The sequence below is a fragment of the Cryobacterium sp. 10I5 genome (assembly GCF_035019865.1).
Lineage (GTDB): Bacteria > Actinomycetota > Actinomycetes > Actinomycetales > Microbacteriaceae > Cryobacterium > Cryobacterium breve_A.
The window spans coordinates 104,495-124,544 of the sequence record NZ_JASJVI010000004.1 but is presented as its reverse complement, the minus strand read 5'-3'; the positions used below and the strand labels follow the sequence as shown (position 1 = coordinate 124,544).

Genomic DNA, 20,050 nt, shown 5'->3' with positions numbered 1-20,050 from the left:
GGGCTGGGGCTGGCCGTGGGACTCGGACTAATTCAGGATCTGGGACTGGGCGTCGGTCTCGGTTGCGATCATCCGGGCGAGCTCGTCCGTCTCGATGCCGAGCACGCGCGCCTCGCGAACGAGCGGTTCGACGAAAAGCACGCGGAACGCCGCGTGACGCTGGGCGCTGAGCATCTCGCGGGCGCCTTCGGACACGAACATGCCGACCCCCCGCTTCTTGAACAACACACCCTGCTCGACGAGCACGTTCACGGCCTTGCCCGCCGTCGCCGGATTCATCTGGTAAAAAATCGCGTATTCACTCGCCGACGGAACCGCCGTGCCCTCGGGGTACGTGCCGGCCACAATGTCGTTGGCGATCTGCGCAGCGAGCTGCTGGAAGATCGGACTGCCTTCGGAAAACACGTGTACCCCTTTGGTCCATTACTACACTAATGAACCTATGGACCTCGGCCGGTTCTGTCAAGCGACTGCGGAGCATTCCCTCGCCCCGTCTTCAGGGGGAACCTGAAGACCCAAGACCGGGTCGCGTGGTTGACGATCGAATCCGAAAAACGCTCACACACACGGTTTTCGGCTGGCCTATGGATTTCAGACTAGAGTCGCCGCATGACTATGACGGGGAAGTCGCGCGGCACCTACGCCAAGACCGCTGGCCGACGGCAGGAAATCCTGGAGGCGAGCATCGAGGTCTTCGCCAACCACGGGTTCAGGAATGGATCGCTGCGAGAAATCGCCGAGCGGGTGGGAATGAGCCAGGCTGGTCTGTTGCACCACTTCTCGAACAAGAACGAGTTGCTCGCGGGCGTGCTCGAGCTGCGTGACGAACGCTCCGTGGCGCTCGTCCCCATCGACGAAACGCCCGGCATCGAGACGATTCGCGGCATGGTGCGCGCCGCGGAGTACAACGCCGAATATGCACCGGGGCTTGTGGAACTTCACTGCGTGCTCTCCGCAGAGGCGACCGCTCCAGAGCACCCGGCTCACCAGTACTTCGTCGACAGGTACACCTGGGTAGTTTCCCTGCTGTTCGAGGCATTCAGCAACGCTCAGGGTGCCGGTCAGTTACGCGAGGGAGTCGATCCGCGGAGCGCCGCCCGGTCGCTCATCGCGCTCAGCGACGGCCTGCAGGTGCAGTGGCTCCTCGCCCCGGACACCCTCGACATGGCGGAGGAGCTCCGGAGCTTCCTGCGCCCCCTCTTCACGGTCGACTTCTAGCTCACTCCCCCGGCGAACCGCACCTGCACTCCCACCAGTGCAAGGATGGGCAGGACTAGCGTGCGGGGCGGCCGGCCCCCTTCTCGCAGCATCCGCGGGGACAGACGTCGCCCCACCATATTCCGTGAAGTGTCGCAGATCGACGTTCGCGGGCCTCGTGAACGTCGATCTGCGACACCTCACGGGGACTCGAATGCTGGCGCTCGAGGGCGAGGGTCGCGAGGGCGGCGACGAAGGCCGGGTGGATGCCGGGGGTCGCGACGCGCTCCATGGCCAGTCCGAGGGCAGTTGCGGTGGCGGCGGCCTCGGTGTCGAGGTCCCAGAGCACCTCCATGTGGTCGGAAATGAAGCCGATCGGCACGATCACGACGGCCGTGGTGCCGCCTGCGGCGAGCGTGCGGAGGGCATCGTTGACGTCGGGCTCGAGCCACGGCATAGCCGGCGGACCCGAACGGGATTGGAATGCGAGCGACCAGGCCGGCGCCGACTCCCGGTCGGCAACCGAAGTGCCGCGATCACCAAGGTCCCCGGGGCCGGCGAGGGCCTCAGGGCTGCCGGGTGCGGCAGGATCGCCGAGGGCGGCCATCACGGCGGCGACGACGGCCCGGTGTTGGGCGAGGTAGGCCCCGCCCGCGCCCCAGCCGGCGTCGCGCGCACCGCTGCGCGCGGCATCCGCTGTCGGGATCGAGTGCGTCGTGAAGAGCACGTGGGCGCGGTCGACGGGCACGCCCCGCGCCGCGAGGCGTGCGAGAGCGGCACGCGCACCCTCCACGAAGGGCAGCACGAAGCCGGGCTCGTTCCAGTACGGGCGCACCACATCGATGCGCATGGTGTCGTCGAGTCGCGTGCCGTCGGCGGCCGTCGTCTCGAGCGCGCCGGCAATGTCTTCCCGGTACTGGCGGCAGCTCGAGTACGAGCTGTATGCGCTCGTCGTGATGGCGAGCACCCGGGTGTGTCCGGCAGCGGATGCCGCCCGCACGGTGTCCGCGAGCAGGGGCGTCCAGTTGCGGTTGCCCCAGTACACCGGGAGCGGCTCACCCCGGTCGGCCAGCTCGGCCTCGAGGGCGGCGCGCAGTGCCCGGTTCTGCCCGTTGACGGGGCTCACTCCCCCGAAGGCCCGGTAGTGGGTCGCGACGGTCTCGAGCCGTTCCTCGGGGATGCCGCGGCCGCGGGTGACGTTGCGGAGGAAGGGGATGACGTCGTCCTGGCCCTCAGGGCCGCCGAAGCCGAGCAGGAGCACGGCGTCGTAGGCGGCGGCCGGGGTGCGATCTGGCGCCGTACCCTGGGCGCGATCCGTCGCCGACTTCGGCCCAGGCCCTGCCCCTGGGTCCCGCCCACCGCCGAGGGTGGAGTCGCGTGGACGCTCCGACGCGGACTGCTCCCTAGAGGCGCTCACGCGGTCAGGCTCCCGCGCCGACGGGCGCGCCAGACCCGGGCGCGCCGAGCGCGGCATCCGTCCCCGGCAGGTACGGGCAGGCCGGGTCTTCGCCGAGGGGATCGCCGCTTGAGGCGAACGCGCGCGCGCGGGAGCCGCCGCAGAGGTCGGCGTATTCGCAGCTGCCGCAGCGTCCGGAGAATTCGGTCGCGCGGATCTGCTTGAGCAGCGGGTTGTCGCGGTAGATCTCGGCGAGCGGGGTCGTCTCCACGTTGCCGAGGCCGAGCGGCAGGAAGCCGGCCGGGTAGACCTCGCCGTCGTAGGCGACGAAGACGATGCCCTTGCCGTCGCGGGTCGACGCCGTCTGGGCGCGGGGCACGCCTTCCGAGGGGCCCATCAGGGACTCGAGCCGACCGGCCAGCCGTTCGTAGAGCGGGGTTGCCGGTGCCGGGTCTCCCGCACGGCGCCGGGCGACGACCCGGCGGAAGAACGGGGCCTCGACCGTGCGGATGATGAAGCCGTGCTGCGAGGCGTCGTAGAGGAAGTGGCAGATCTCCTCGTGCTCCTCGGGCGTGACGGCCTCCGTCGACACCCCGCGTCCCACCTGCACGAGGAAGAAGACCTCCCAGATGGCCGCGCCGGCGTTCTTGATCAGCGCCGCGACATCCGCCAGTTCGTCGACGTTCGCTCGCATCACCGTCGTGTTCACCTGCACGCTGAGCCCGGCGGAGGCGAGGGCGCGGATCGCGTTGACGGTGTCTTCGAAGTGGCCGGGGATGCCGCGCACGCCCTCATGGGTCGGCGCGCTCGCGCCGTCGAGGCTGATCGACACGGCCTTGACCCCGCTCGCGACGATCTTCTCGATCATCGCGGCGGTGAGGGTGGGCGTGACCGAGGGTGAGAGCGCCGTCGGCAGGCCGAGCCCGGTGGCGTACTCGACGAGCTCGAACAGGTCGGGGCGCATCAGGCAGTCGCCGCCGGTGAGCACGAGGATCGGGTACGGCCGGCCGAAGCCGGCGATCTGGTCGATCAGGTCCTTGCCCTGGGCGGTCGTGAGTTCGCCGGGCAGCGCCTGCATCGTCGCGCTCGCGCGGCAGTGCTTGCAGGCGAGGGCGCACGCCCGGGTCGTCTCCCAGAAGACGAGCATCGGGCGCTTCGAGTAGTCCGGCCCGGGGCCGCGGCGGGCGGCGGGCAGGGTCGGCAGCACGGCGGGGTGGCCGAGCACGTGGCTGCGGGTCGGGTCGAGGACGTCGACACCGATCGCAGCGGATGCGGTGGCCTCCGTGGACGCGACGGATACGGCGGACGCGGCGGTGCCGGTCAACCGGACGGATGCGATGGGCGCAACGGGCGCGACGGTCACGGCCGCCGCGGCAGTTGGGGTGGCGGCGCTCATGACACGACCTCGCTTGGTGCCTGCGCCGCGGCAATGGTGCCCGCGGCGATGCTCTCGGCGATCCGACGGGCGACGCGCTCGGCGTCTGCGATGCAGCTCGCGAGGCCGACCCCACGGTACCCCGACCCGGTCAGGTGCACGCCGGGCAGTCCGGCGAGTTCCCGGTCGGCGGTGTCGAGACGACCCTGGTGCCCGACGACGTACTGCGGCATCCCGAGCGGCCACCGCTCGATGTGGTGGGCGGTCGGTCTCCCGGTCACGCCCAGGGCGTCCACGAGCTCGGCGTGCACCTGACCCACGAGCGTCGTGTCGTCGAGGCCTGCCCAGCGGGTGTCCCCGGCGCGCCCGACCATGCAGCGGATGAGGACGGTCGCCTCATCGGCCAGGTGCGGCCATTTGTTGCTCGAGACGGTGCAGCCGACCACGAGCTTGCCCTCGACCGGCGGCACCAGGAACCCGTTGCCGCCGAGCGGGCGGCCGAGCGCCGAGCGCGGGTAGGCGAGGCAGATCGTCGCGACATCCGTGTATGGGATCCCGGCGAGCGCGGCCCCGAGCACGGGGCTCTCGGCCAGGAGCAGTCCGGCGGCGACGAACGCGGGGGTGGCGATCACGACGGCATCGGCCTCGACACTCGTCCCGTCCGAGAGACCCACGAGGTAGCCGGCGCCCTCGCGGGCGAGACTCGTCGCGGCTGTGCCCAGGCGGATGTCGTCGCCCGCCGCACGCGCGGCGAGCGCGTCGATGAGGCGTCCGAGGCCGCCCTCGACAGTGACGAGGGTGGCCCCGCCGGCCCGGGCGAGCCGGGGTGCCGCACCGACGGACGCCGTCGCCCGGGACCCGGCCGCGGCATCCCCCGCCGTGGCGATAGCGGCGGAGCCAGAGGGGGAAGGGGCAGTGGCCCTGGTGCTGGCGGCCGTCGTGCTGGCGGCGCCAGAGTCGGCGGCGGCAGTGCCGGCAGCGAGCGCGGCCGCGGCCTTCGCGGCCCCGGCACGGCGCCGACGGCGGAGCGAGAGGTTCAGGCTGCGGTTGCCGCGGGCGAGCACCTCGATGTCCGGGGCGGTGCTGTGGGCACTGAGCTCGTCGGCGCGGCCGGCGTGGATGCCGCCGAGGAGCGGGTCCACGAGCCGGTCGAAGACCTCGCGGCCCATGCGCGGCACCACGATCTCGGCGATGGTGGGGTCGGCGGGCAGCGTGCGCCCGGTCGGCAGCACGAGGTCGAGGAGCACCCGGGCGAAGCCGAGCGGTGAGAGCAGGCGCGACTTCAGCAGCGGCAGGAGTCGGTCGGGGATGCCGAACACGGTTCCGGTGGGCAGCGTGCGGAGGCGGCCGCGGGACCAGATCCGCGATCCCCCGCTCGCGGGTGCCACGACGAGGTCCGCGAGGCCCAGGTCGGTGAGGAGGTTCACGGCGACCGGTGCGCGCACCATCAGCGCATCGGGGCCGGCGTCGACCGAGTGCCCGGCGAAGTCCTCGGTGACGATCTTTCCGCCGAGGCGGGGCGAGGCTTCGACCAGGGTGATCAGCACCCCGTCCCCGAGCGACTGATGCAGATAGTGGGCTGTCGCCAGTCCGCTGATTCCGCCGCCGACGATGACGACCCGGGGTCGAGAGAGCACGTATGGTCCTTCCGTTGCCGGTGGACCGGCACAGTCGGAAGGCTGGAGCACACCGTTCCATCGATCCTACGGCTCGGCTGGAAAGGGTTTTCCGACACTAGTGTCGGCGTCCCGGGGAAGCAGCACCCGGCATCCGCTTGCGAAATGCAGGATCAGGGCCGCATCGAGGCTCCCCCAGCCTCAGCGAACCGATTCTCCTGCATTTCGCACGGATGCCGCGGCGACCCGCGACCGCAGCTACGGCTACTTCGCGTGCGACTCCGTCTTCTGCAGCTGCCACTCGAGGTCGTCGGGCGAGAGGTTGGCGTCGCGGAAGGCATCCGTCAGCGGCAGCTGCAGGCGCAGGTCGGTGCCCAGGCAGAGGGCGGCGTGGCCGGACTTCAGCTTGAAGTCGAGCACGTGGCCGCCGGCGCTGCGGTCGTCGGTGACGAAGTGGGCGTGGCAGCCGGGAACGCCGATGCCCTGCTCGTAGAGCGGGGTGCGGAAGCCGACGATCGTGCCGGTCACGTTGTGCAGCTCGACGATCGCGTCCTCGTCGGTCGCCTCGACCATCGGGCGATACGGCTTCTCCTGCTTGACGACGGTGCGCATGGTGATCCACTCGTATTCGGCGTCGATCCGCAGCGCGTACATGTAGTTCTCTGACGACGTCATGTGGTCGATGAAGGCGGATGCCTCGGCCCGGAGCACGCCCTCCGGCAGGTCGCTCTCAACGTGAGGGACGAAGTTCGTGACGACCGCGTACGGCGTGTGCGCGCCGAGGTCGGCCTTGGAGACGCCGCCGTCGGCGCGCAGCTGGTAGCAGCTGCCGTCGAGGATCAGCATCTCGCCGTCGAGCCCGTTGAAAGTGCCGATGCCGAAGCTGCCGTGGCCGAGCAGGTCGCGCACGGTCATCTCGCCCTCATAGACGCCGTCGAGCAGGGCGCTCATCAGGCTCGTTTGGAAGATCTCGTGGCGGGAGACCGTGAAATCACTCATTGCAGCACATCGCTTTCCAGATCAGCCATGAGCTCATCCCGGTTGTTTCGGTAGTCGACGCGCACGTCGATGATGCTCGGCCCCGGCTCGGCCATGGCCTGCTTCAGCACGCCGGCGAAGTCGTCGAGGTGCGTGACCCGGTAGCCGTGGGCGCCGAAGGATTCGGCGTACTGGACCGCGTCGTAGTCGCCGAGCTGCACGCCGGAGGTGCGGCCGTACTTGCCCTGCTGCTGGAACGCGACCATGTCGTAGGTGCCGTCGTTGAAGATCACGTGCGTGAACGTCGAGCCGAGGCGCACCGCGGTCTCGAGTTCCATCGCCGAGTAGAGGAAGCCGCCGTCGCCCGAGACGGAGACGACCGGAGTGCCGGGCCGCACGAGGGTCGCGGCGATCGCCCACGGCAACGCCACGCCGAGGGTCTGCTGCCCGTTCGAGAACAGCAGGGTGCGCGGGTGGTAAGTGCGGAAGTGCCGGGCCATGTAGATGTAGTGCGAGCCGACGTCGCAGAGCACGGTCGTGTCATCGGGCAGCAGCTTGCGCATGGCGAGGGTCAGGGCCGCGGGGTGCACGCCCTCCGACTCGTCGTCGTTCCAGTGCGGTTCGTCGGCCTCGGCGAGGCGGGCGCGTTCGGTGGCGACGACAGTGGATGTCGCGGCACTGAGCTCGAGGCCGTCGATCTGCCGGGCGAGCGCGTCGATGGTTTCGGCGACGTCGCCGCGCAGCTCGACCGTCGGGCGGTAGTAGTCGTCGAGGTCTGCGGAGAGCTCGTCGAGGTGGATGATGCGGCGCTGGTGGTCCTTGTTCCACTTCGAGGGCTCGTACTCGACGAAGTCGTAGCCGATCGCGAGGATGAGGTCGGCCTTGTGCAGCAGGATGTCGCCCGGCTGGTTGCGGAACAGGCCCACCCGGCCGAGGTAGTGCTCTTCGAGCTCGTGGGACAGCACGCCGGCCGCCTGGAACGTCTCGACGACGGGCAGGTCGGCGACGCCCAGCAGGCGATGCAGGGCAGCGGTGGCCCGGTCGGACCCCGCACGTGCGCCGGCGAGGATGACCGGGAATGTCGCGTTCTTCAGCAGTTCGGCGGCGCGCGTGACGCTCTCCGCCGGGGCGGCGCCGAGGCGCGGCACCCAGTGTGGGCCCGTCATCGAGACGGTCGTCGTGTCGACGAGCACGTCGTACGGGAGCACGACGGCGGCGGCGCCCTTGGGCTCCTGCGTCGCGCGGCGGAACGCGTTGGCGATGGCCTCCGGCACGTTGTCGGCGACGCTGACCTCGCCCGCGGACTTGGTCACGGCGGAGAGCATGCCGACGGCATCCATGGACTGGTGGGTGCGCTTGAGTCGGTCGGCTCGGGAAACCGCGCCGCAGATCGCGACCATCGGGTCGCCCTCCGTCGTGGCCGTGAGCAGCCCGGTCGCGAGGTTGGAGGTACCGGGCCCGCTCGTGACGAGCACAACCCCGGGCTCCCCGCTCAGCCGGCCGACGGCGGCGGCCATGAAGGCCGCGTTCTGCTCGTGCCGGCAGACGATGAGTTCGGGGCCGTCGTCGACGAGGGCGTCATAGACGGGGTCGATCTTGGCGCCGGGAACGCCGAACACCCATTTCACCCCGTGGGCCTTGAGCACCTCGACGACCCGGTCGGCCGAGCGGCGGGGCGCGGCGGGCGCACCGAGGCCATCCGTTGCTGCCGAGTTCGGGGCCTGTGCCTCCGCTGCCGGCGTCGGGGTCTCCGCCACGGGGCTGCTGCCCAGGACAGTTGAATTGTTCGTCACGTCATGCCTTCCGGTTCGCCGTTCGAGCGGCTCCCTGTATCTATCGTCTCGCTCGGACAGATAAGAAACAACGCCGAATGGTGATGGAATCAATCTCCAAATGAGATGATTCAGGAGTGGATGTGCGACAGTTCGAATTCTTCAGCGCGGTGGCGAGCGAACTGAGCTTCACACGCGCCGCCGATCGGCTCACGATCGCGCAGTCCGCGGTGTCCGCAGGGGTGCGCGCACTCGAGAACGAGCTCGGCGTCGAGCTCTTCGACCGGAGCCGCAGGCAGATCCGGCTCACCTCGACGGGCGAGCTGTTGCTGCCCAAGGTGCGCGAGGCGCTCGACGCCGTGAACGGGGTGCGCGACGCCGCCGAGGAGACCACCCACGCGATCACCGGGTCGATCGTGATCGGACTGATGACCTCGGTCACCCTCGTCAACGTGCCGAGGCTGCTCGGGCTGTTCCGCACCGGCCACCCGGGGGTCGGGGTGCGGCTGCGGGCGGCCCGGCGCGGTTCGGCCGGGCTCCTCGACGAACTCGCGACGGGCGAACTCGACCTCGCCTTCCTCGCGCTCAGCGGGCCCGTGCCCGTCCAGCTCCTCGCCGCCCCGATCTCCGCGTCGCCGATGGTGCTCGTGGTTCCGGCCGATCACCGCCTCGCGACGGCCGGGCGAGTCGGTCTCGACCATCTCGGCGACCTCGCGCCCGAGGAGTTCATCGACCTGCCGCCCGGCTATGCGAGCCGGCAGATCGTGGACGAGACCTTCGCCGCGGCCGGTCTCGAGCGCCGGGTGATGATCGAGGTCTCCGACATCGGCACCGCCGCCGAATACGTGACCAACGGGCTCGGCGTCGCCCTGCTTCCCGAATTCGCCGCCCGCGATGCCCGCAACGTGCGACGCCTCCCCGTCGCGGGCATGCCCGACTTCACCGTCTACCTCGCGGCGTCGCGCACGCGGCGGCTCTCGGCGGCGGTGCGTGCCTTCATCGACCTGGCCCTCGCCGACGACGAGACCGGCGCGATCCGGTGAGGTTCCCCCAACCGATTCGACGGAGTTTTTGATGAAAACAAGCGTGGGGCGTCGACTGAAGAGCTTTCCGGGGAAATTCTCCGTCGAATTGGTTCGCGCTCGCGAGGTAATGCGCTGATGCCCCGGCTCGTGGTCGTGCTCCCGCTCGCGCCGCTCGCTGTCGGCGACACCTTCCTGGTGCGCGGCTGGCCCTTGCACGTGACGGTGCTGGCGCCGTTCCTGACGGATGCCGCGCCCGACGTGATCGCGTCGGCCCTCGCGGCCGCGGCATCCGCCCTGCCCGCGCTGAGCGTGGTCGCCGGCGGCGGCGAACGCTTCGGGCGCCGCCACGACATTCCCGTGACCGTGCTCGAGCCGAACCCCGAGCTGACCGCGCTGCACGACCTCGTGGTCGCGGCCGTGCGCCCGTTCGCGGCTGCGCCCGGCGAGGCAGCGTTCACCGGGACGGAGTTCCGGGCGCATGTCACCGACAAGCACCACGCGCGGGTGGCGACCGGCGACACCCTCGAGCTCGGTCAGCTCGCGCTCGTCGACATGGCGCCCCGGGCCGACCCGGCCGGCCGCGCCGTGCTCGCGACGATCCCCCTCCGCCCGCGCCCATCAGGCGCCTAGCCGGCTCGGAAACCGTGACCGCGGGTGCGGCCCTGGCTGCGGAGTGTGGTCGCGCGCTTGCAACACGAGATGGCATGGTCGCGTCGGGTGCGTTCACCGGAGCCGACGGTGGCTAACTCAGGAGATATGTGGCCGACGAATCCCGGAAGCCCGGAATCTCAAGGCCGCAAGCCAAGCACCCCACCGGTCTTCCTGAGTTAGCCACCGTCGCACGCGACCGCGTCAGGCGGCGAGCGGATGCGCCGCGAAGAACCTGAGGACGGCATCCGTCGCCCAGTCGCTCTCGAGGAAGTAGCCGTGCCGCAGCCCGGGCAGCTCCCCGAATGCGGCATTCGGAATATGGTCGGCGAGACGTTCGCCGTTCCCGGGAGGTGTGACCTCGTCGGCGTCGCCATGCAGCACGAGCGTGGGCGCGGTGATGCCGGGGAGGTGGTCCCAGGCGTCGTGCCCGGTGCTCGCACCGAACAACAGGCGCCGGGTGTGGACAGAGGACGGGCGCACGAACATGGCCGCGACGAGCTCCGGGTGGGACGCGATGAAGGCATCCGTGAAGAACAGCGGGCCCATGGACATCGCGTCGCCGCGGGCCATGAGCTGGGCGACGTCGGACGTGCGGGTCAGGCCGCGGTGATCGCCGCCGCTCGTCGCGCCGAGCACGAGGGCACCCAGGCGATCCGGGTGGTTGATCGCGAACCACTGTGCGACCCGGCCGCCCATCGAATGCCCGTAGACGTGTGCCCGGTCGATTCCTGCGGCGTCGAGCACGGCGACCACGTCCTCGGCGAGCGCGGCCATCGTGAAGCGCTCGTCGGCGCCGGGCTCGCTGTCGCCGACTCCGCGGGTGTCGAACGTGATGACCCGGTGCCGGGTACCGAGCGTCGGCAGCAGCGGAGACCACGAGCGGCTCGAGACGCCCTGCCCCGCGATCAGGACCACGGGGTCTCCGGCCCCGACACCGGTGTCTGGGCCGGTCGACGACCAGGCGATGCGGGCGCCGTCGGGCGCGAGGGCGTACTCCATGGATGCCTTCCGAGCGGGGCCTGGGACTCCCCCATCGTAACGAGCGCACCGGGGAGGGCGCCGCCGGGCTCAGCCGATGAACGTGCTCGCCGTCACCTCGAACTCCTCGACGCCGACGACCGTCAGATGCTGTTCGGCGCTCGAGTCAGCGCGAATGGACTCCGCGGGCTCTCTGCTCCCCGCGAGGGAGTCCTCCGAATCCCAGAGCGTGATGGCCAGGGCCGTGTCGCCGTCCGTGCCCTTGAGGAAGTACATGCCGCGGCAGCCGGGGTTCGCCAGCACCCGCAGCATGGTCGCATTCTCATTCGCGTGGGGGTCGGTGTCTGGGCCGGTCCTGAAGGTGCTGATTCGGGCATACATCGTCAGGACTCCACCATCATCACGACGGTTTCCGGGCGGACGCCGTCGAACTGCATCGCCTCCGCCACGACTTCGGACGCCATCACCCGCTGGAACACGTCCATGTCGGGTACGTCGGCGATCAGCCCGACCCGATGGTCGTCGGTCGGGTCGATGAAGGTTTGGATACTGATGCCCAGTGGCCCGAACACCTCGTCGCGCCGAGGTGAGTCGAGCCAGTGCTCGACGTCGTCGACCTCGTGGAATATCAACACCGTTGTCATGATTGCCTCTCTCGGTTCCGACGCTGGGACAGGAGAACCGTTGGCTCGCTCCTCCGCGAACCCGCGATCGTGGCGACCGTAGCGCCGCTGCCGTCCGAGCGATAGGGACCGCAACGGCTAGGGCGAGCACATACCGATTGAGTGTTAGTCGGCGAACGGTTCCAGCCCGGTCGCCTGGACAGAGAGCGTAAACAGGCGCTCGGCGGCGTCTGCGTCGATGGCCCATTCTTTGACCCCGCCGGCGATCGCGTCGGTGTGGTCCGGCGAGACGATGCCCTTGATGGAGCAGTCCTCGCAATACACCCCGCCACGTTCGACAAGTTCGGGCGCGGTCGCGGCCCACAGCGCGGTCGCTGCACCCTGGGCGGGGGTCTTGAACAACGGGTTCGGGTCGCCGTTCTCGTCGATCCATTTTCGCCGGAGCAGCTCCTCGCGCGGCATGTGCCGCTGAAGGTCTGTCATGATGCCACCGGGATTCACGGAAAACGCGTGGATGTCGCGGGCGGCGGAGCGCGCATCGAGCGCAACGGCGAACAGTGCGTCTGCCGTCTTGGACTGGCCGTACGCAACCCACGGGTCGTACGGTGTGTTCTCGAAGTTGATGTCGTCGAACAGCACCGGGGAGAGGTAGTGGGCCGTCGAGGAGTACGCCACCACGCGGGCACCCGGGCGCAGTTGGCCGGCCACTCCCGCGACGAGAGCGAAATGTCCCAGGTGATTGATGCCGAACTGGGACTCCCACCCCTGCGGCGTGCGCGACAGCGGCGAGGCCATCACCCCGGCCGCGTTGATCATGATGTCGATCGGAGTGCCCGCGTTGCGCACTGCGGCGGTGAAGGCTGCGACCGAGTCGAGATCGCCGAGGTCCATCTGACGGACGGTGACGCCGGGCACGTTCACGAGTGCAGCCGTGGCGGCATCCGGGCGGCGGGCCGGCACCGTGACGGCGACACCTGCGGCGGCGAGCGCCTTGACCGTCTCGAGTCCGAGGCCGGAGTAGCCGCCGGTGACGATGGCGGTCTTCCCCCCGAGGTCGCGGCCGGCGAGGACCTCGGCGGCGGTGGTGCGGTAGCCGAACTCGGTGGCCAGCGGCTGCTGGCGGGCGGTGATGTCGTGCGTTGCAGTCATACCCGCCATGCTAAGGTCTAGAGTTCACTCTAGGTCAAGGACGGATCTCATGATGGCAGAGGCGACCATAGCCGAACGCACCTACACGATCGGCGAACTTGCCGCCATCTCCGGACTGAGTGTTCATACGCTGCGCTGGTATGAGGCGCAAGGCTTGTTCCCCCGCGATATCCCACGCACACCCGGCGGTCAGCGGATCTTCGGCGACGAGGCCGTGCGCTGGTTGGCGCTGCTGAACCGACTGCGCGATTCGGCCATGCCCGTGGCCGACATGGCCGAGTACTCCCGACTGGTTCGCGCTGGCGAGGGCAACGAGGCCGACCGGATCGCGTTGATGGAATCGCACGCGCGTTCTCTCGATGCCCAGATCGAGGAACTCATCGCCTGCCGCGAAGTCATCCGGGACAAGATCGACTTCTACCGTCGGGCAGTGGCAAGCAGGACGTGACTGCCCACTGGGACGCGCTCAAGCGGTCAGATCCGGGCGTACGCGGCGGCGGATGCGCTCAGGGACACCGCGACGCAATAGGCGGTCGCCGGGCCAAGCAGGGCGACCGACCCCGGCATCGATGTCGCGAAGATCAGGATCAGGGCAACGATGCCCAGTGAGAGGACGCTGCCGATGACGGTCACCAGGCCGGAGCGGCGCGAGCTGATGAGCGCGGTCAGGACCATGACCGCGCAGATCACGCCGAACACGATCAGGGGCGGGCCGGATTCACGGGGCCAGCCCTGCCACAGCACCGTCACGATGCCGGCGAGCAGAACGCCCGGGACGAGTGCGAGCCAGCCCCAGAGCCGGGCCGCCTGCCGCCCGCGATGGTCTGTCCACGTCGACAGCAGGCCGGCCACGGCGACACCGGCCACAACGGAGAAGAGCTGCACGACGGCCGTCACGATAATGAACAACCGCCCCGTGGATCCGAGCAGGACCCGGTCGGGCTCGCCCAACCCGTAGACGAAGGACACCCAGGGCAGGGCCGCGCCGACCGCGATGATCCCGATCCGGCCCACCTGAACGGATGCCCGCGCCCACCACACGGGACGCGTTCCGGTCACGACGTACATCGGTTCCCCCTCCATGGGGCACCCCCGGCCCTGACCGGCACTTTAGCTAGTCCCGGTAGCCGTTTGATGAACATCCGGCGGCGAACGGCCTCACACCACGTCGAGGCATCGCCCGCGCGAATCTAGGGCGGGTGACGCTATGTCGGAGATTTTCGCGACTCGCGGCATCCGCTGCCCGGAATCGCGGCGCGTCGCGAGAATCTCCGACTTCACGACGACGGATGCGCCGGGCGCCACGCGCGCTGAGCCTCGCGCGCCCGGAATCGCGGCAAGGAGAGTGCCGCCCCGCAAGGAATGACGCAGTGAATCGCACCGGGGAACGGCGGCTGAAGGGAGCCGCCTGTCAGAATCGAACTGACGACCTTCTCATTACGAGTGACCTCGGGGCCCTTGATCCTGCGCGGGCAAAATCTGAAACGCCTGATAGATAGGCTATTTAGAGCACAGCTCAATCACCAGAAAACGCCTGATTTGCCCACAGATGTGGGCAAAATGTGGGCAGAGAATGGGGGTTTGGCCACGCCATTCGACGTTTTCAGTACCCGTCTTTGCGGTGGTCGACGTTCACCGCCAAGACGACCAAAGCATCGTCCAGGATCTGCACGAGCACGCGGTAGTCCCCGATCCGGTATCGCCACACCCCGGAGTGGTTCGCTGTCAGCCCTTTGCCGCGTTGGCGGGGATCCTCGAGGCTCTCGATGTCCTCGAGGTACGAGAGGACGCGCCGCTGCACAGCGCGGTCCAGCTTCTTGAACTGGCGATCGAACTGCTCGGTGGTCTCAACGCGCCACCGCGAAGTCACAGCTCAGTCTCGGCTTTCAGGGCTGCGAGCGGGCGAGAGCGGCTCCCAGCAGCCTCGAAAGCGTCCAGCGACTCGTCCGCCGCGAACGCGTCCTCCAGATCGGTCAGGTGCTCGCGGAGCGCGGCCCGGACATAGAAACTCTTCGAACGCCCCGTGCGCTGCGACAGCTTCTCGAGACGCTCTTCCTCCTCGGGCGTGAGCCGGATCGAGATCGTCATGACGCCACCTTCCGATGTAAGACATGTTTACATATAGTTTACGACTACCTGACCCCGTTTCTCGCTGCTCGCGAGGCCCATCTCCACGATGCGGGTCACTTCGCGGTGCGCGACGGATTGTTCTACTAGTATTTAGAACATGTTGTTTCGGCTGGACGCTGCGTCCACGGTCTCGCTCGCAGATCAGATTGCCGTCCAAGTGCGGCTGGCGGTCCTCAACGATGAGCTCAAAGCCGGGGAGCGTCTTCCGCCGGCCCGCGAGTTGGCTGCTGCGTTGAAGGTCAACATGCACACCGTGCTTCGCGCATACGGCGTGCTCCGCGATGAACGCATCATCGAGATGCGTCAGGGCCGAGGAGCTTGGGTTCGCCAGGACGTCGAACCCGGTTTCGTGCGGTTGACCGAACTCGCTGAGCAGTTCCTCACCGAAGCACGGAAACTAGGACTGTCCCAGCCAGAGATCCGCCGACTGATCGAAGGGGTCTAACCATGGATGCACACAGTTCCGGACGAGCACGCGCTCGTGATGTCCTCGCTGCGGTCACTGTCTGGGTCCCCCTCGCCGTGGTGGTCACGACCTGGCTCAGCTGGCGGGCAGAGCTCCCGTCTGACCTGCCCCGCCAGTGGGGTAGCCATGGGGTTAGTTCGACGTGGCCGACTGGGGTGGCCATCGCGATCTTCACGGTGGTCAGCCTAGGTTCGGCCGTCATCGCGACCTTCGCGCTGCGGGAGAGCGCTGCCGCCCGTCGCCGCAAGACGTTTCTTTGGAGCGGGTTCGCGGCGGGGGTGGCAACCGGATCCTGGCTGCTGATTGCCGGATCAACGATCACCTCCGGTCCCGGCGCGGAACCGCAGATCGGTGCGTGGCCACTGCTATTCATGGCGCTGCTGGGGTACGGCCTTGTCCCGTTGCTGCTTGCGCACCGGTGGGTGGCTCCAGAACTCGACCAGCATCCGGTCGAGGTCGTGCTTGCGCCGACGGAGACCGGGGCCTGGATCACAACCGTCACGGTTCCATTGTTCGCGATTGTGAGCGTCGCACTGCTCGCCGCCGCAGCGACAATACTCATCGTGACGGGAAGAGACGGCGGACCTGCGGCGGATGTCTTCGGCGGTGTTGTTCTTCTGGTTCTGGGCGTCCTTATGCTTGGGTTCGCTCGACTCCGGATCAGCGTGGACTGGCGAGGCCTCAAAGTTGTCACTTGGTTCCTGGGCATCGCACTGAAGACAATCCCGCTCACGGAAATCGAGTCCGTGCACACCGACACCCTGGAACCCATGAACTGGGGAGGGTGGGGCTACCGATTCATGCCCGGGCGGTCAGCGATCATCCTCCGCACCGGACCAGGGGTCGTCGTCACTCTCACCAACGGAAAGCAGTTCGCGGTCTCCCTCGACGAGCCCGAGACACCCGCAGCGCTCCTGTCAACGCTGAGCACTCCCGCACACTAGCTGCGGCCGCCCAAAGGTCCCGGTGCAGCTTCCCGCCCGAACCCGGGCTGCGGGTGAAACTGTCTTCGTCAGGGAGTTGCCGACGCACCCAGCTCCGTTGCGACCTGCTTGGCCTCTGAAGCAGTCCCGAACGCAAGTGTCACGCTGCTGGTCGTGAGGGAATCCTTAACGAGAGGCGCGGAGAGTACCCGGCCGTTGAGGACGATCGCCAAGTGCTTGTCGATGGCCTCCTTGGAGGCATTTTCGAGTGTGCTGGTATCTGCCTTGTTGAGCTCAAGGGTGACAACGTGCGACGATCCATCATCCGCGGGGAGCGAGACGGTGGTCGGTGTGACGACGCCCAGCGACTTTGCCAAGTCGTAGGTGATGGCGCCCGCTCTGTCGCACGCGCTGGCCGGGCCGTCTGAACTCAGGGTTGGTGCGCTACAGGGACCGTCCACCGAAGAGATCACGAGACGCAATTGCAGGGACTTGCCCGGCGAACTGGTGTCACCCACGGCCGTGCTGCTGCATCCGGCAAGGATGGCCACTACGGCGACCACGACGGTTAAGCGCGTTGCCAAGGTGAAGGTCGAACTGAAATGACCGTGCTGTCGTTTCATACTGATCTGCCTTCTGTGAAGCGGCACGCCTCAGGCGCATGACGCAGATGTGCCTGAATGGTCCCGTGCACGTATCAGAATGTCAAGCAATCGTCGTCGGATCTGGTGCTCTTGCTCAAGTCGGGCGCGTACACGCCGGTTGGCGGCCATTTCATCCCGGCACGCATGGGCTACAAGAAATTTGGTCACGCTGGGGCTCTGCGTCGTCGCTCAAGCCAGCAGCATCTGTCAACGCACTCGCAGATAAGCACATTGCGGCGGGCCACTCTCCCTGTCCAGCAAGTAGGGTGAAGAAATGCGAAGCGGTCGAGGGCTTTTCCCCTGGTGGGTGACGCGAACGGTCTTCTTGGCCGGCGTTATGGCACTCACCTCATTCGCCCTTCGTTGCGTTCTCAGTTCGGCGTCGGGTTTGACCTGGGTACTGATTCCCGTCGGACTTGCACTCGTCGCGCTGGCGACCCGTGGACCGTGGGACAGCGCTGCCAGTGGTCGAAATCGGTCGGTCCTGGGATTAAGGGCACGTCCCGACGAGAATCGCTGATCAGTTATCTGCAGCGGTCGTAGCCGGGTTCTCCTGGCTATTCGACTAAAGCTCGCCCTACGTCTCGTCGAAGCAATCGTCGGCCTTGTCGATCATGCCCCCGATCCCGGCGAGATATTGGGGAATGACGACGGCGGGGCCGCTCCAGCGTTACGCTCCTTCGTCAGTGAACTTGTGAACGGGCGACGGGTCCGCCGTCGTGTCATCGGAGTCCGGATCATCGGACTGTTCACGCGTCCACGAACCGAAGGTGGTAACGACGAAGACGACGACGCCCCAAAGGAGCGCCAAAAGGTAGAGGAGAAAAGGGGGGCCAATTCCGCTGTGTCCGCCGGAACTCGCCTGCAACGCAGTGAGGACGTCAACGGCCCATTGCAGCGAGATGGCTGAGGCAATCAGGGCAAGCACACCATGGGTGAGCGCTGCGGAGCGGCGCCTGATGTCTGCTCCGACGAAGATGAGGACGACTATTGCCACCACGCCGCAGCCGACTGCGGGCAGCAACGACAGCCAGAACAACACCGTCGACGATTGAAACGAGTCTGCCGCACCGGTCCCGCTCCAATGCGCCGGCACCTGGCCGGGTACGTTCCGCCACACGGTGCGGATCGTCACAAGGGCCGCGGCCGGAGCCCACACCAGAATCGGCCCGAGCAGTGCACCAATGGGTAGCCGCTGCCGTGCTGGCGCCTTCGTGCTCGTCGTCATGTGCGGGCCACGTGATTCGCTCGGAAAGTCGCCCAGATCAGCGGGCATACGATTGCGAAGGCCGCGACCAAAACGAGCATCATCATGGTCTGAACCTAATGCACCATCCGCGTGTAGGTGAAGGCGAGCGATGCTCGAAGAGCCGGAAGCGCCGATACGTAGCCCAGGTCGCCCACTTCCACGACCGCCTCTCACCTCGCGATCTCCGGCACACCTGGGGTGCTTTGGGCTGGCGTGACGAGGTCGGACTGAGACCCGATCCAGTGGCCGCGCTTATCGAAAGCGATCGTGGCGACGAGTCGCGGGCGTTCGGTACGGAAGATGAACCTGTCCGCCTCGCGACTCACGACCCGGTAGGCATCCGCGGTGCAGAAGTAAACGACCTTCGATATCCCTTCCTGCGTGAGGCGCCTCGCGTGGTTCTCGTGGATCAGTTTGTACCGCGACGCGGACTTCGCTGTCAGCTCCACCTCAACTAGTTCCACCTGGCCGTCGCGCGTGGCGATACCGTCCGCTTGGTGGTCGAGCACGCCGACCGGCCGTCGGTCGCGCTGCCATGCGTAGCCGAGAGCGAGATACCGGGCCGATACCGACGCGACGGCGACCTCATGCCGGGTGGTCTGCCGGAAGAGGTTCGGTGGCTGCCGCCCGACCGCGTCGTGCGTCGCCCACACGATCGACGCACCCTGGAACGTCGGCCGCGCCCGGGCAACGAGACCGGCCTCGACCATCCGCATGACCCAGTGCTGGGCCTTCCTCGTGCTGATCGGCTCCGCTGAACCCAGCATCGCGCCCAGGGCCCACCGGATCGCATCGACCTCCGCCAGACGCACCGTGCCCAGCCAGTCAACCATCGCCAGATCACGCTCTGTCACCTGCACCATGCCGCTCCCCGTCCCTCAGAACTTCAGCCACTCACCGTCTTTTACTTCTTGTTTTTTCTCTTTGTTCTTTTCTTCTTCTTTCATTCATATTTCTCTCATCTACCTCTGACTCTTTCCCTGTCCCACCACCTCCCCTTTACTTCCCAACCCCCCACACAATGCCGTTGAGTGTGGGGGGTTGGGAAGCGAGCGCAGCGAGGGGGAGGCGGTGGGACAGGGAAAGAGTGCCCTCGGGTCGTCGTTTACCTATTCGCTCTCACTGACGGGGCAAACGACCGGGCAGACGAAATCGGCGCCCGCCGCCGCGACATCCTGAAAGGCCAGCTCATCCTGACAACGCCGACGCCCTGGCTGCCTTAGCACTCCCGGCGATGCCTAATCTCGTGCGCCGCGCAGGTCTTGGACCTTTGCTTCGACTCCTTCTATGTGCCGGCCATGCCCAAGCCCAATTACAGAACCGAATCCGCGTCGGACGATAAGCGGGACGACCACAGAACGGTCGCCTTTTGTGACGAACGACAGCTGAAGGGTGGGCGTCGTACTGCCAAAGATTGCCGTCATCACGAGACGAACGTCTCGGATGTCGCTCCAGCGGAGGTCGAAGAGTCGGACACTTTTTCCCACCCGCGAAGACTGCCAAACACTGATGCCCGTTGAGGTCACGGCAAGAGCGGCAGCCCATTCGAAGACGACGTTCCCACCGAGAGCCTCAAGGGCCCTCCTCGAGACCGCTGTCTGGGCGACGTAGACGACCACGGCGTCGGGCTCGCTGGCCTGGATCGCAGCGAGTGTGGCCGCGTCTTGCCGTCGGGTTCCCATGACTCTCACGAGGACCACGTAGAGCACAACCACTGCGACCGCGAAGCCGCCGATGATGGCAACTGGGATAAGCAGGTCGGCCCAGGTGAGTGGCGGTCCCGATGCGCCCGCCCATACGAGTCGACCGCCCACAAGGATGGCACCAAGCGCGAGCACACCGGCCCACCAGAACCATCGACGCTTCACATACGGCATG

The 20,050-nt window shown here is 67.7% G+C and carries 23 protein-coding genes; 6 read left to right on the top strand and 17 right to left on the bottom strand.

Annotated elements, in window-relative coordinates:
• Positions 1 to 27: 27 nt before the first annotated feature.
• A complete protein-coding gene (locus tag QN350_RS02985; RefSeq protein ID WP_322138966.1) occupies positions 28 to 405 on the bottom strand; it encodes a GntR family transcriptional regulator in 378 nt (125 codons plus the stop codon).
• A gap of 204 nt (positions 406 to 609) precedes the next feature.
• Between QN350_RS02985 and QN350_RS02980 the strand changes: the two genes are divergently transcribed.
• Positions 610 to 1,218, top strand: a complete 609-nt coding sequence (locus QN350_RS02980; protein WP_322138965.1) for a TetR/AcrR family transcriptional regulator — start codon at positions 610 to 612, stop codon at positions 1,216 to 1,218.
• Between the two features lie 55 nt (positions 1,219 to 1,273).
• On the opposite strand, the gene QN350_RS02975 is transcribed toward QN350_RS02980, so the two are convergent.
• The 5 genes from QN350_RS02975 to alsS form a co-directional block, all read right to left on the bottom strand.
• Positions 1,274 to 2,614, bottom strand: coding sequence for a ferrochelatase (locus QN350_RS02975; RefSeq protein WP_322138964.1), 1,341 nt, complete (start codon positions 2,612 to 2,614; stop codon positions 1,274 to 1,276).
• Positions 2,615 to 2,618: 4 nt separating this feature from the next.
• Positions 2,619 to 3,989: a TIGR04053 family radical SAM/SPASM domain-containing protein gene (locus QN350_RS02970; protein ID WP_322138963.1), complete on the bottom strand. Its 1,371-nt coding sequence runs from the start codon at positions 3,987 to 3,989 to the stop codon at positions 2,619 to 2,621.
• Positions 3,986 to 5,605, bottom strand: a complete 1,620-nt coding sequence (gene hemG / locus QN350_RS02965; RefSeq protein ID WP_322138962.1) for a protoporphyrinogen oxidase — start codon at positions 5,603 to 5,605, stop codon at positions 3,986 to 3,988. Before hemG ends, QN350_RS02970 begins: the two co-directional genes overlap by 4 nt.
• A gap of 243 nt (positions 5,606 to 5,848) precedes the next feature.
• Positions 5,849 to 6,583, bottom strand: a complete 735-nt coding sequence (budA, locus tag QN350_RS02960) for an acetolactate decarboxylase (protein ID WP_322138961.1) — start codon at positions 6,581 to 6,583, stop codon at positions 5,849 to 5,851.
• Positions 6,580 to 8,355 carry an acetolactate synthase AlsS gene (gene alsS / locus QN350_RS02955; RefSeq protein ID WP_281533972.1) on the bottom strand — a complete coding sequence of 592 codons (1,776 nt, stop codon included), beginning with the start codon at positions 8,353 to 8,355 and terminating at the stop codon, positions 6,580 to 6,582. Before alsS ends, budA begins: the two co-directional genes overlap by 4 nt.
• A gap of 122 nt (positions 8,356 to 8,477) precedes the next feature.
• Here alsS and QN350_RS02950 point away from each other — a divergent pair, with 122 nt between their 5' ends.
• On the top strand, positions 8,478 to 9,377 hold the full coding sequence (locus QN350_RS02950; protein WP_322138959.1) for a LysR substrate-binding domain-containing protein: 900 nt from the start codon (positions 8,478 to 8,480) through the stop codon (positions 9,375 to 9,377).
• 117 nt (positions 9,378 to 9,494) lie between these two features.
• Positions 9,495 to 9,989, top strand: a complete 495-nt coding sequence (locus QN350_RS02945; protein ID WP_322138958.1) for a 2'-5' RNA ligase family protein — start codon at positions 9,495 to 9,497, stop codon at positions 9,987 to 9,989.
• A gap of 222 nt (positions 9,990 to 10,211) precedes the next feature.
• Here QN350_RS02945 and QN350_RS02940 read toward each other — a convergent pair whose 3' ends face one another.
• The 4 genes from QN350_RS02940 to QN350_RS02925 all read right to left on the bottom strand — a co-directional run bounded on the left by QN350_RS02940 (position 10,212) and on the right by QN350_RS02925 (position 12,760).
• On the bottom strand, positions 10,212 to 11,009 hold the full coding sequence (locus QN350_RS02940) for an alpha/beta fold hydrolase (RefSeq protein WP_322138957.1): 798 nt from the start codon (positions 11,007 to 11,009) through the stop codon (positions 10,212 to 10,214).
• Between the two features lie 69 nt (positions 11,010 to 11,078).
• Positions 11,079 to 11,300, bottom strand: coding sequence for a hypothetical protein (locus QN350_RS02935; protein WP_281533968.1), 222 nt, complete (start codon positions 11,298 to 11,300; stop codon positions 11,079 to 11,081).
• A gap of 71 nt (positions 11,301 to 11,371) precedes the next feature.
• Entirely contained in the window at positions 11,372 to 11,632 is a 261-nt protein-coding gene (locus QN350_RS02930; RefSeq protein WP_281533967.1) for a hypothetical protein, read from the bottom strand.
• A 144-nt stretch (positions 11,633 to 11,776) separates the two neighbouring features.
• On the bottom strand, positions 11,777 to 12,760 hold the full coding sequence (locus tag QN350_RS02925; protein WP_322138956.1) for an oxidoreductase: 984 nt from the start codon (positions 12,758 to 12,760) through the stop codon (positions 11,777 to 11,779).
• Positions 12,761 to 12,809: 49 nt separating this feature from the next.
• On the opposite strand from QN350_RS02925, the gene QN350_RS02920 reads away from it, so the two are divergent.
• Positions 12,810 to 13,208: a MerR family transcriptional regulator gene (locus QN350_RS02920; RefSeq protein WP_322138955.1), complete on the top strand. Its 399-nt coding sequence runs from the start codon at positions 12,810 to 12,812 to the stop codon at positions 13,206 to 13,208.
• 26 nt (positions 13,209 to 13,234) lie between these two features.
• Here QN350_RS02920 and QN350_RS02915 read toward each other — a convergent pair whose 3' ends face one another.
• The 3 genes from QN350_RS02915 to QN350_RS02905 all read right to left on the bottom strand — a co-directional run bounded on the left by QN350_RS02915 (position 13,235) and on the right by QN350_RS02905 (position 14,848).
• Entirely contained in the window at positions 13,235 to 13,828 is a 594-nt protein-coding gene (locus tag QN350_RS02915; RefSeq protein WP_322138954.1) for a hypothetical protein, read from the bottom strand.
• A gap of 535 nt (positions 13,829 to 14,363) precedes the next feature.
• Entirely contained in the window at positions 14,364 to 14,630 is a 267-nt protein-coding gene (locus QN350_RS02910) for a type II toxin-antitoxin system RelE/ParE family toxin (protein ID WP_322138953.1), read from the bottom strand.
• Positions 14,627 to 14,848, bottom strand: coding sequence for a DUF6290 family protein (locus QN350_RS02905; protein ID WP_322138952.1), 222 nt, complete (start codon positions 14,846 to 14,848; stop codon positions 14,627 to 14,629). Before QN350_RS02905 ends, QN350_RS02910 begins: the two co-directional genes overlap by 4 nt.
• Before the next feature lie 139 nt (positions 14,849 to 14,987).
• Between QN350_RS02905 and QN350_RS02900 the strand changes: the two genes are divergently transcribed.
• Both QN350_RS02900 and QN350_RS02895 read left to right on the top strand, forming a co-directional pair.
• The gene (locus QN350_RS02900; protein WP_322138951.1) at positions 14,988 to 15,335 is read left to right on the top strand and encodes a GntR family transcriptional regulator; all 348 of its coding nucleotides are present in this window, start codon (positions 14,988 to 14,990) and stop codon (positions 15,333 to 15,335) included.
• Between the two features lie 2 nt (positions 15,336 to 15,337).
• Positions 15,338 to 16,300 carry a hypothetical protein gene (locus QN350_RS02895; protein ID WP_322138950.1) on the top strand — a complete coding sequence of 321 codons (963 nt, stop codon included), beginning with the start codon at positions 15,338 to 15,340 and terminating at the stop codon, positions 16,298 to 16,300.
• Positions 16,301 to 16,368: 68 nt separating this feature from the next.
• On the opposite strand, the gene QN350_RS02890 is transcribed toward QN350_RS02895, so the two are convergent.
• From QN350_RS02890 to QN350_RS02875, 4 genes are all read right to left on the bottom strand, one after another.
• Positions 16,369 to 16,902: a SecDF P1 head subdomain-containing protein gene (locus QN350_RS02890; RefSeq protein WP_322138949.1), complete on the bottom strand. Its 534-nt coding sequence runs from the start codon at positions 16,900 to 16,902 to the stop codon at positions 16,369 to 16,371.
• Between the two features lie 691 nt (positions 16,903 to 17,593).
• Positions 17,594 to 18,151 (bottom strand): hypothetical protein, encoded by a 558-nt coding sequence (locus QN350_RS02885; RefSeq protein ID WP_322138948.1) that lies wholly within the window; start codon positions 18,149 to 18,151, stop codon positions 17,594 to 17,596.
• 191 nt (positions 18,152 to 18,342) lie between these two features.
• Positions 18,343 to 19,035: a hypothetical protein gene (locus tag QN350_RS02880; RefSeq protein WP_322138947.1), complete on the bottom strand. Its 693-nt coding sequence runs from the start codon at positions 19,033 to 19,035 to the stop codon at positions 18,343 to 18,345.
• A gap of 375 nt (positions 19,036 to 19,410) precedes the next feature.
• Complete coding sequence (locus QN350_RS02875) at positions 19,411 to 20,049, bottom strand: hypothetical protein (RefSeq protein WP_322138946.1); 639 nt, start codon at positions 20,047 to 20,049, stop codon at positions 19,411 to 19,413.
• Between the last annotated feature and the right edge of the window lies 1 nt (position 20,050).

Coding starts and splice junctions, on each gene's coding strand:
- QN350_RS02980 (WP_322138965.1), top strand. CDS start 610: ATGACTATGACGGGGAAGTCGCGCGGCACCTACGCCAAGACCGCTGGC.
- QN350_RS02970 (WP_322138963.1), bottom strand. CDS start 3,989: ATGAGCGCCGCCACCCCAACTGCCGCGGCGGCCGTGACCGTCGCGCCC.
- budA (WP_322138961.1), bottom strand. CDS start 6,583: ATGAGTGATTTCACGGTCTCCCGCCACGAGATCTTCCAAACGAGCCTG.
- QN350_RS02945 (WP_322138958.1), top strand. CDS start 9,495: ATGCCCCGGCTCGTGGTCGTGCTCCCGCTCGCGCCGCTCGCTGTCGGC.
- QN350_RS02940 (WP_322138957.1), bottom strand. CDS start 11,009: ATGGAGTACGCCCTCGCGCCCGACGGCGCCCGCATCGCCTGGTCGTCG.
- QN350_RS02935 (WP_281533968.1), bottom strand. CDS start 11,300: ATGCTGCGGGTGCTGGCGAACCCCGGCTGCCGCGGCATGTACTTCCTC.
- QN350_RS02930 (WP_281533967.1), bottom strand. CDS start 11,632: ATGACAACGGTGTTGATATTCCACGAGGTCGACGACGTCGAGCACTGG.
- QN350_RS02925 (WP_322138956.1), bottom strand. CDS start 12,760: ATGACTGCAACGCACGACATCACCGCCCGCCAGCAGCCGCTGGCCACC.
- QN350_RS02920 (WP_322138955.1), top strand. CDS start 12,810: ATGATGGCAGAGGCGACCATAGCCGAACGCACCTACACGATCGGCGAA.
- QN350_RS02915 (WP_322138954.1), bottom strand. CDS start 13,828: ATGTACGTCGTGACCGGAACGCGTCCCGTGTGGTGGGCGCGGGCATCC.
- QN350_RS02905 (WP_322138952.1), bottom strand. CDS start 14,848: ATGACGATCTCGATCCGGCTCACGCCCGAGGAGGAAGAGCGTCTCGAG.
- QN350_RS02900 (WP_322138951.1), top strand. CDS start 14,988: ATGTTGTTTCGGCTGGACGCTGCGTCCACGGTCTCGCTCGCAGATCAG.
- QN350_RS02895 (WP_322138950.1), top strand. CDS start 15,338: ATGGATGCACACAGTTCCGGACGAGCACGCGCTCGTGATGTCCTCGCT.
- QN350_RS02890 (WP_322138949.1), bottom strand. CDS start 16,902: ATGAAACGACAGCACGGTCATTTCAGTTCGACCTTCACCTTGGCAACG.
- QN350_RS02885 (WP_322138948.1), bottom strand. CDS start 18,151: ATGACGACGAGCACGAAGGCGCCAGCACGGCAGCGGCTACCCATTGGT.
- QN350_RS02880 (WP_322138947.1), bottom strand. CDS start 19,035: ATGGTGCAGGTGACAGAGCGTGATCTGGCGATGGTTGACTGGCTGGGC.
- QN350_RS02875 (WP_322138946.1), bottom strand. CDS start 20,049: ATGCCGTATGTGAAGCGTCGATGGTTCTGGTGGGCCGGTGTGCTCGCG.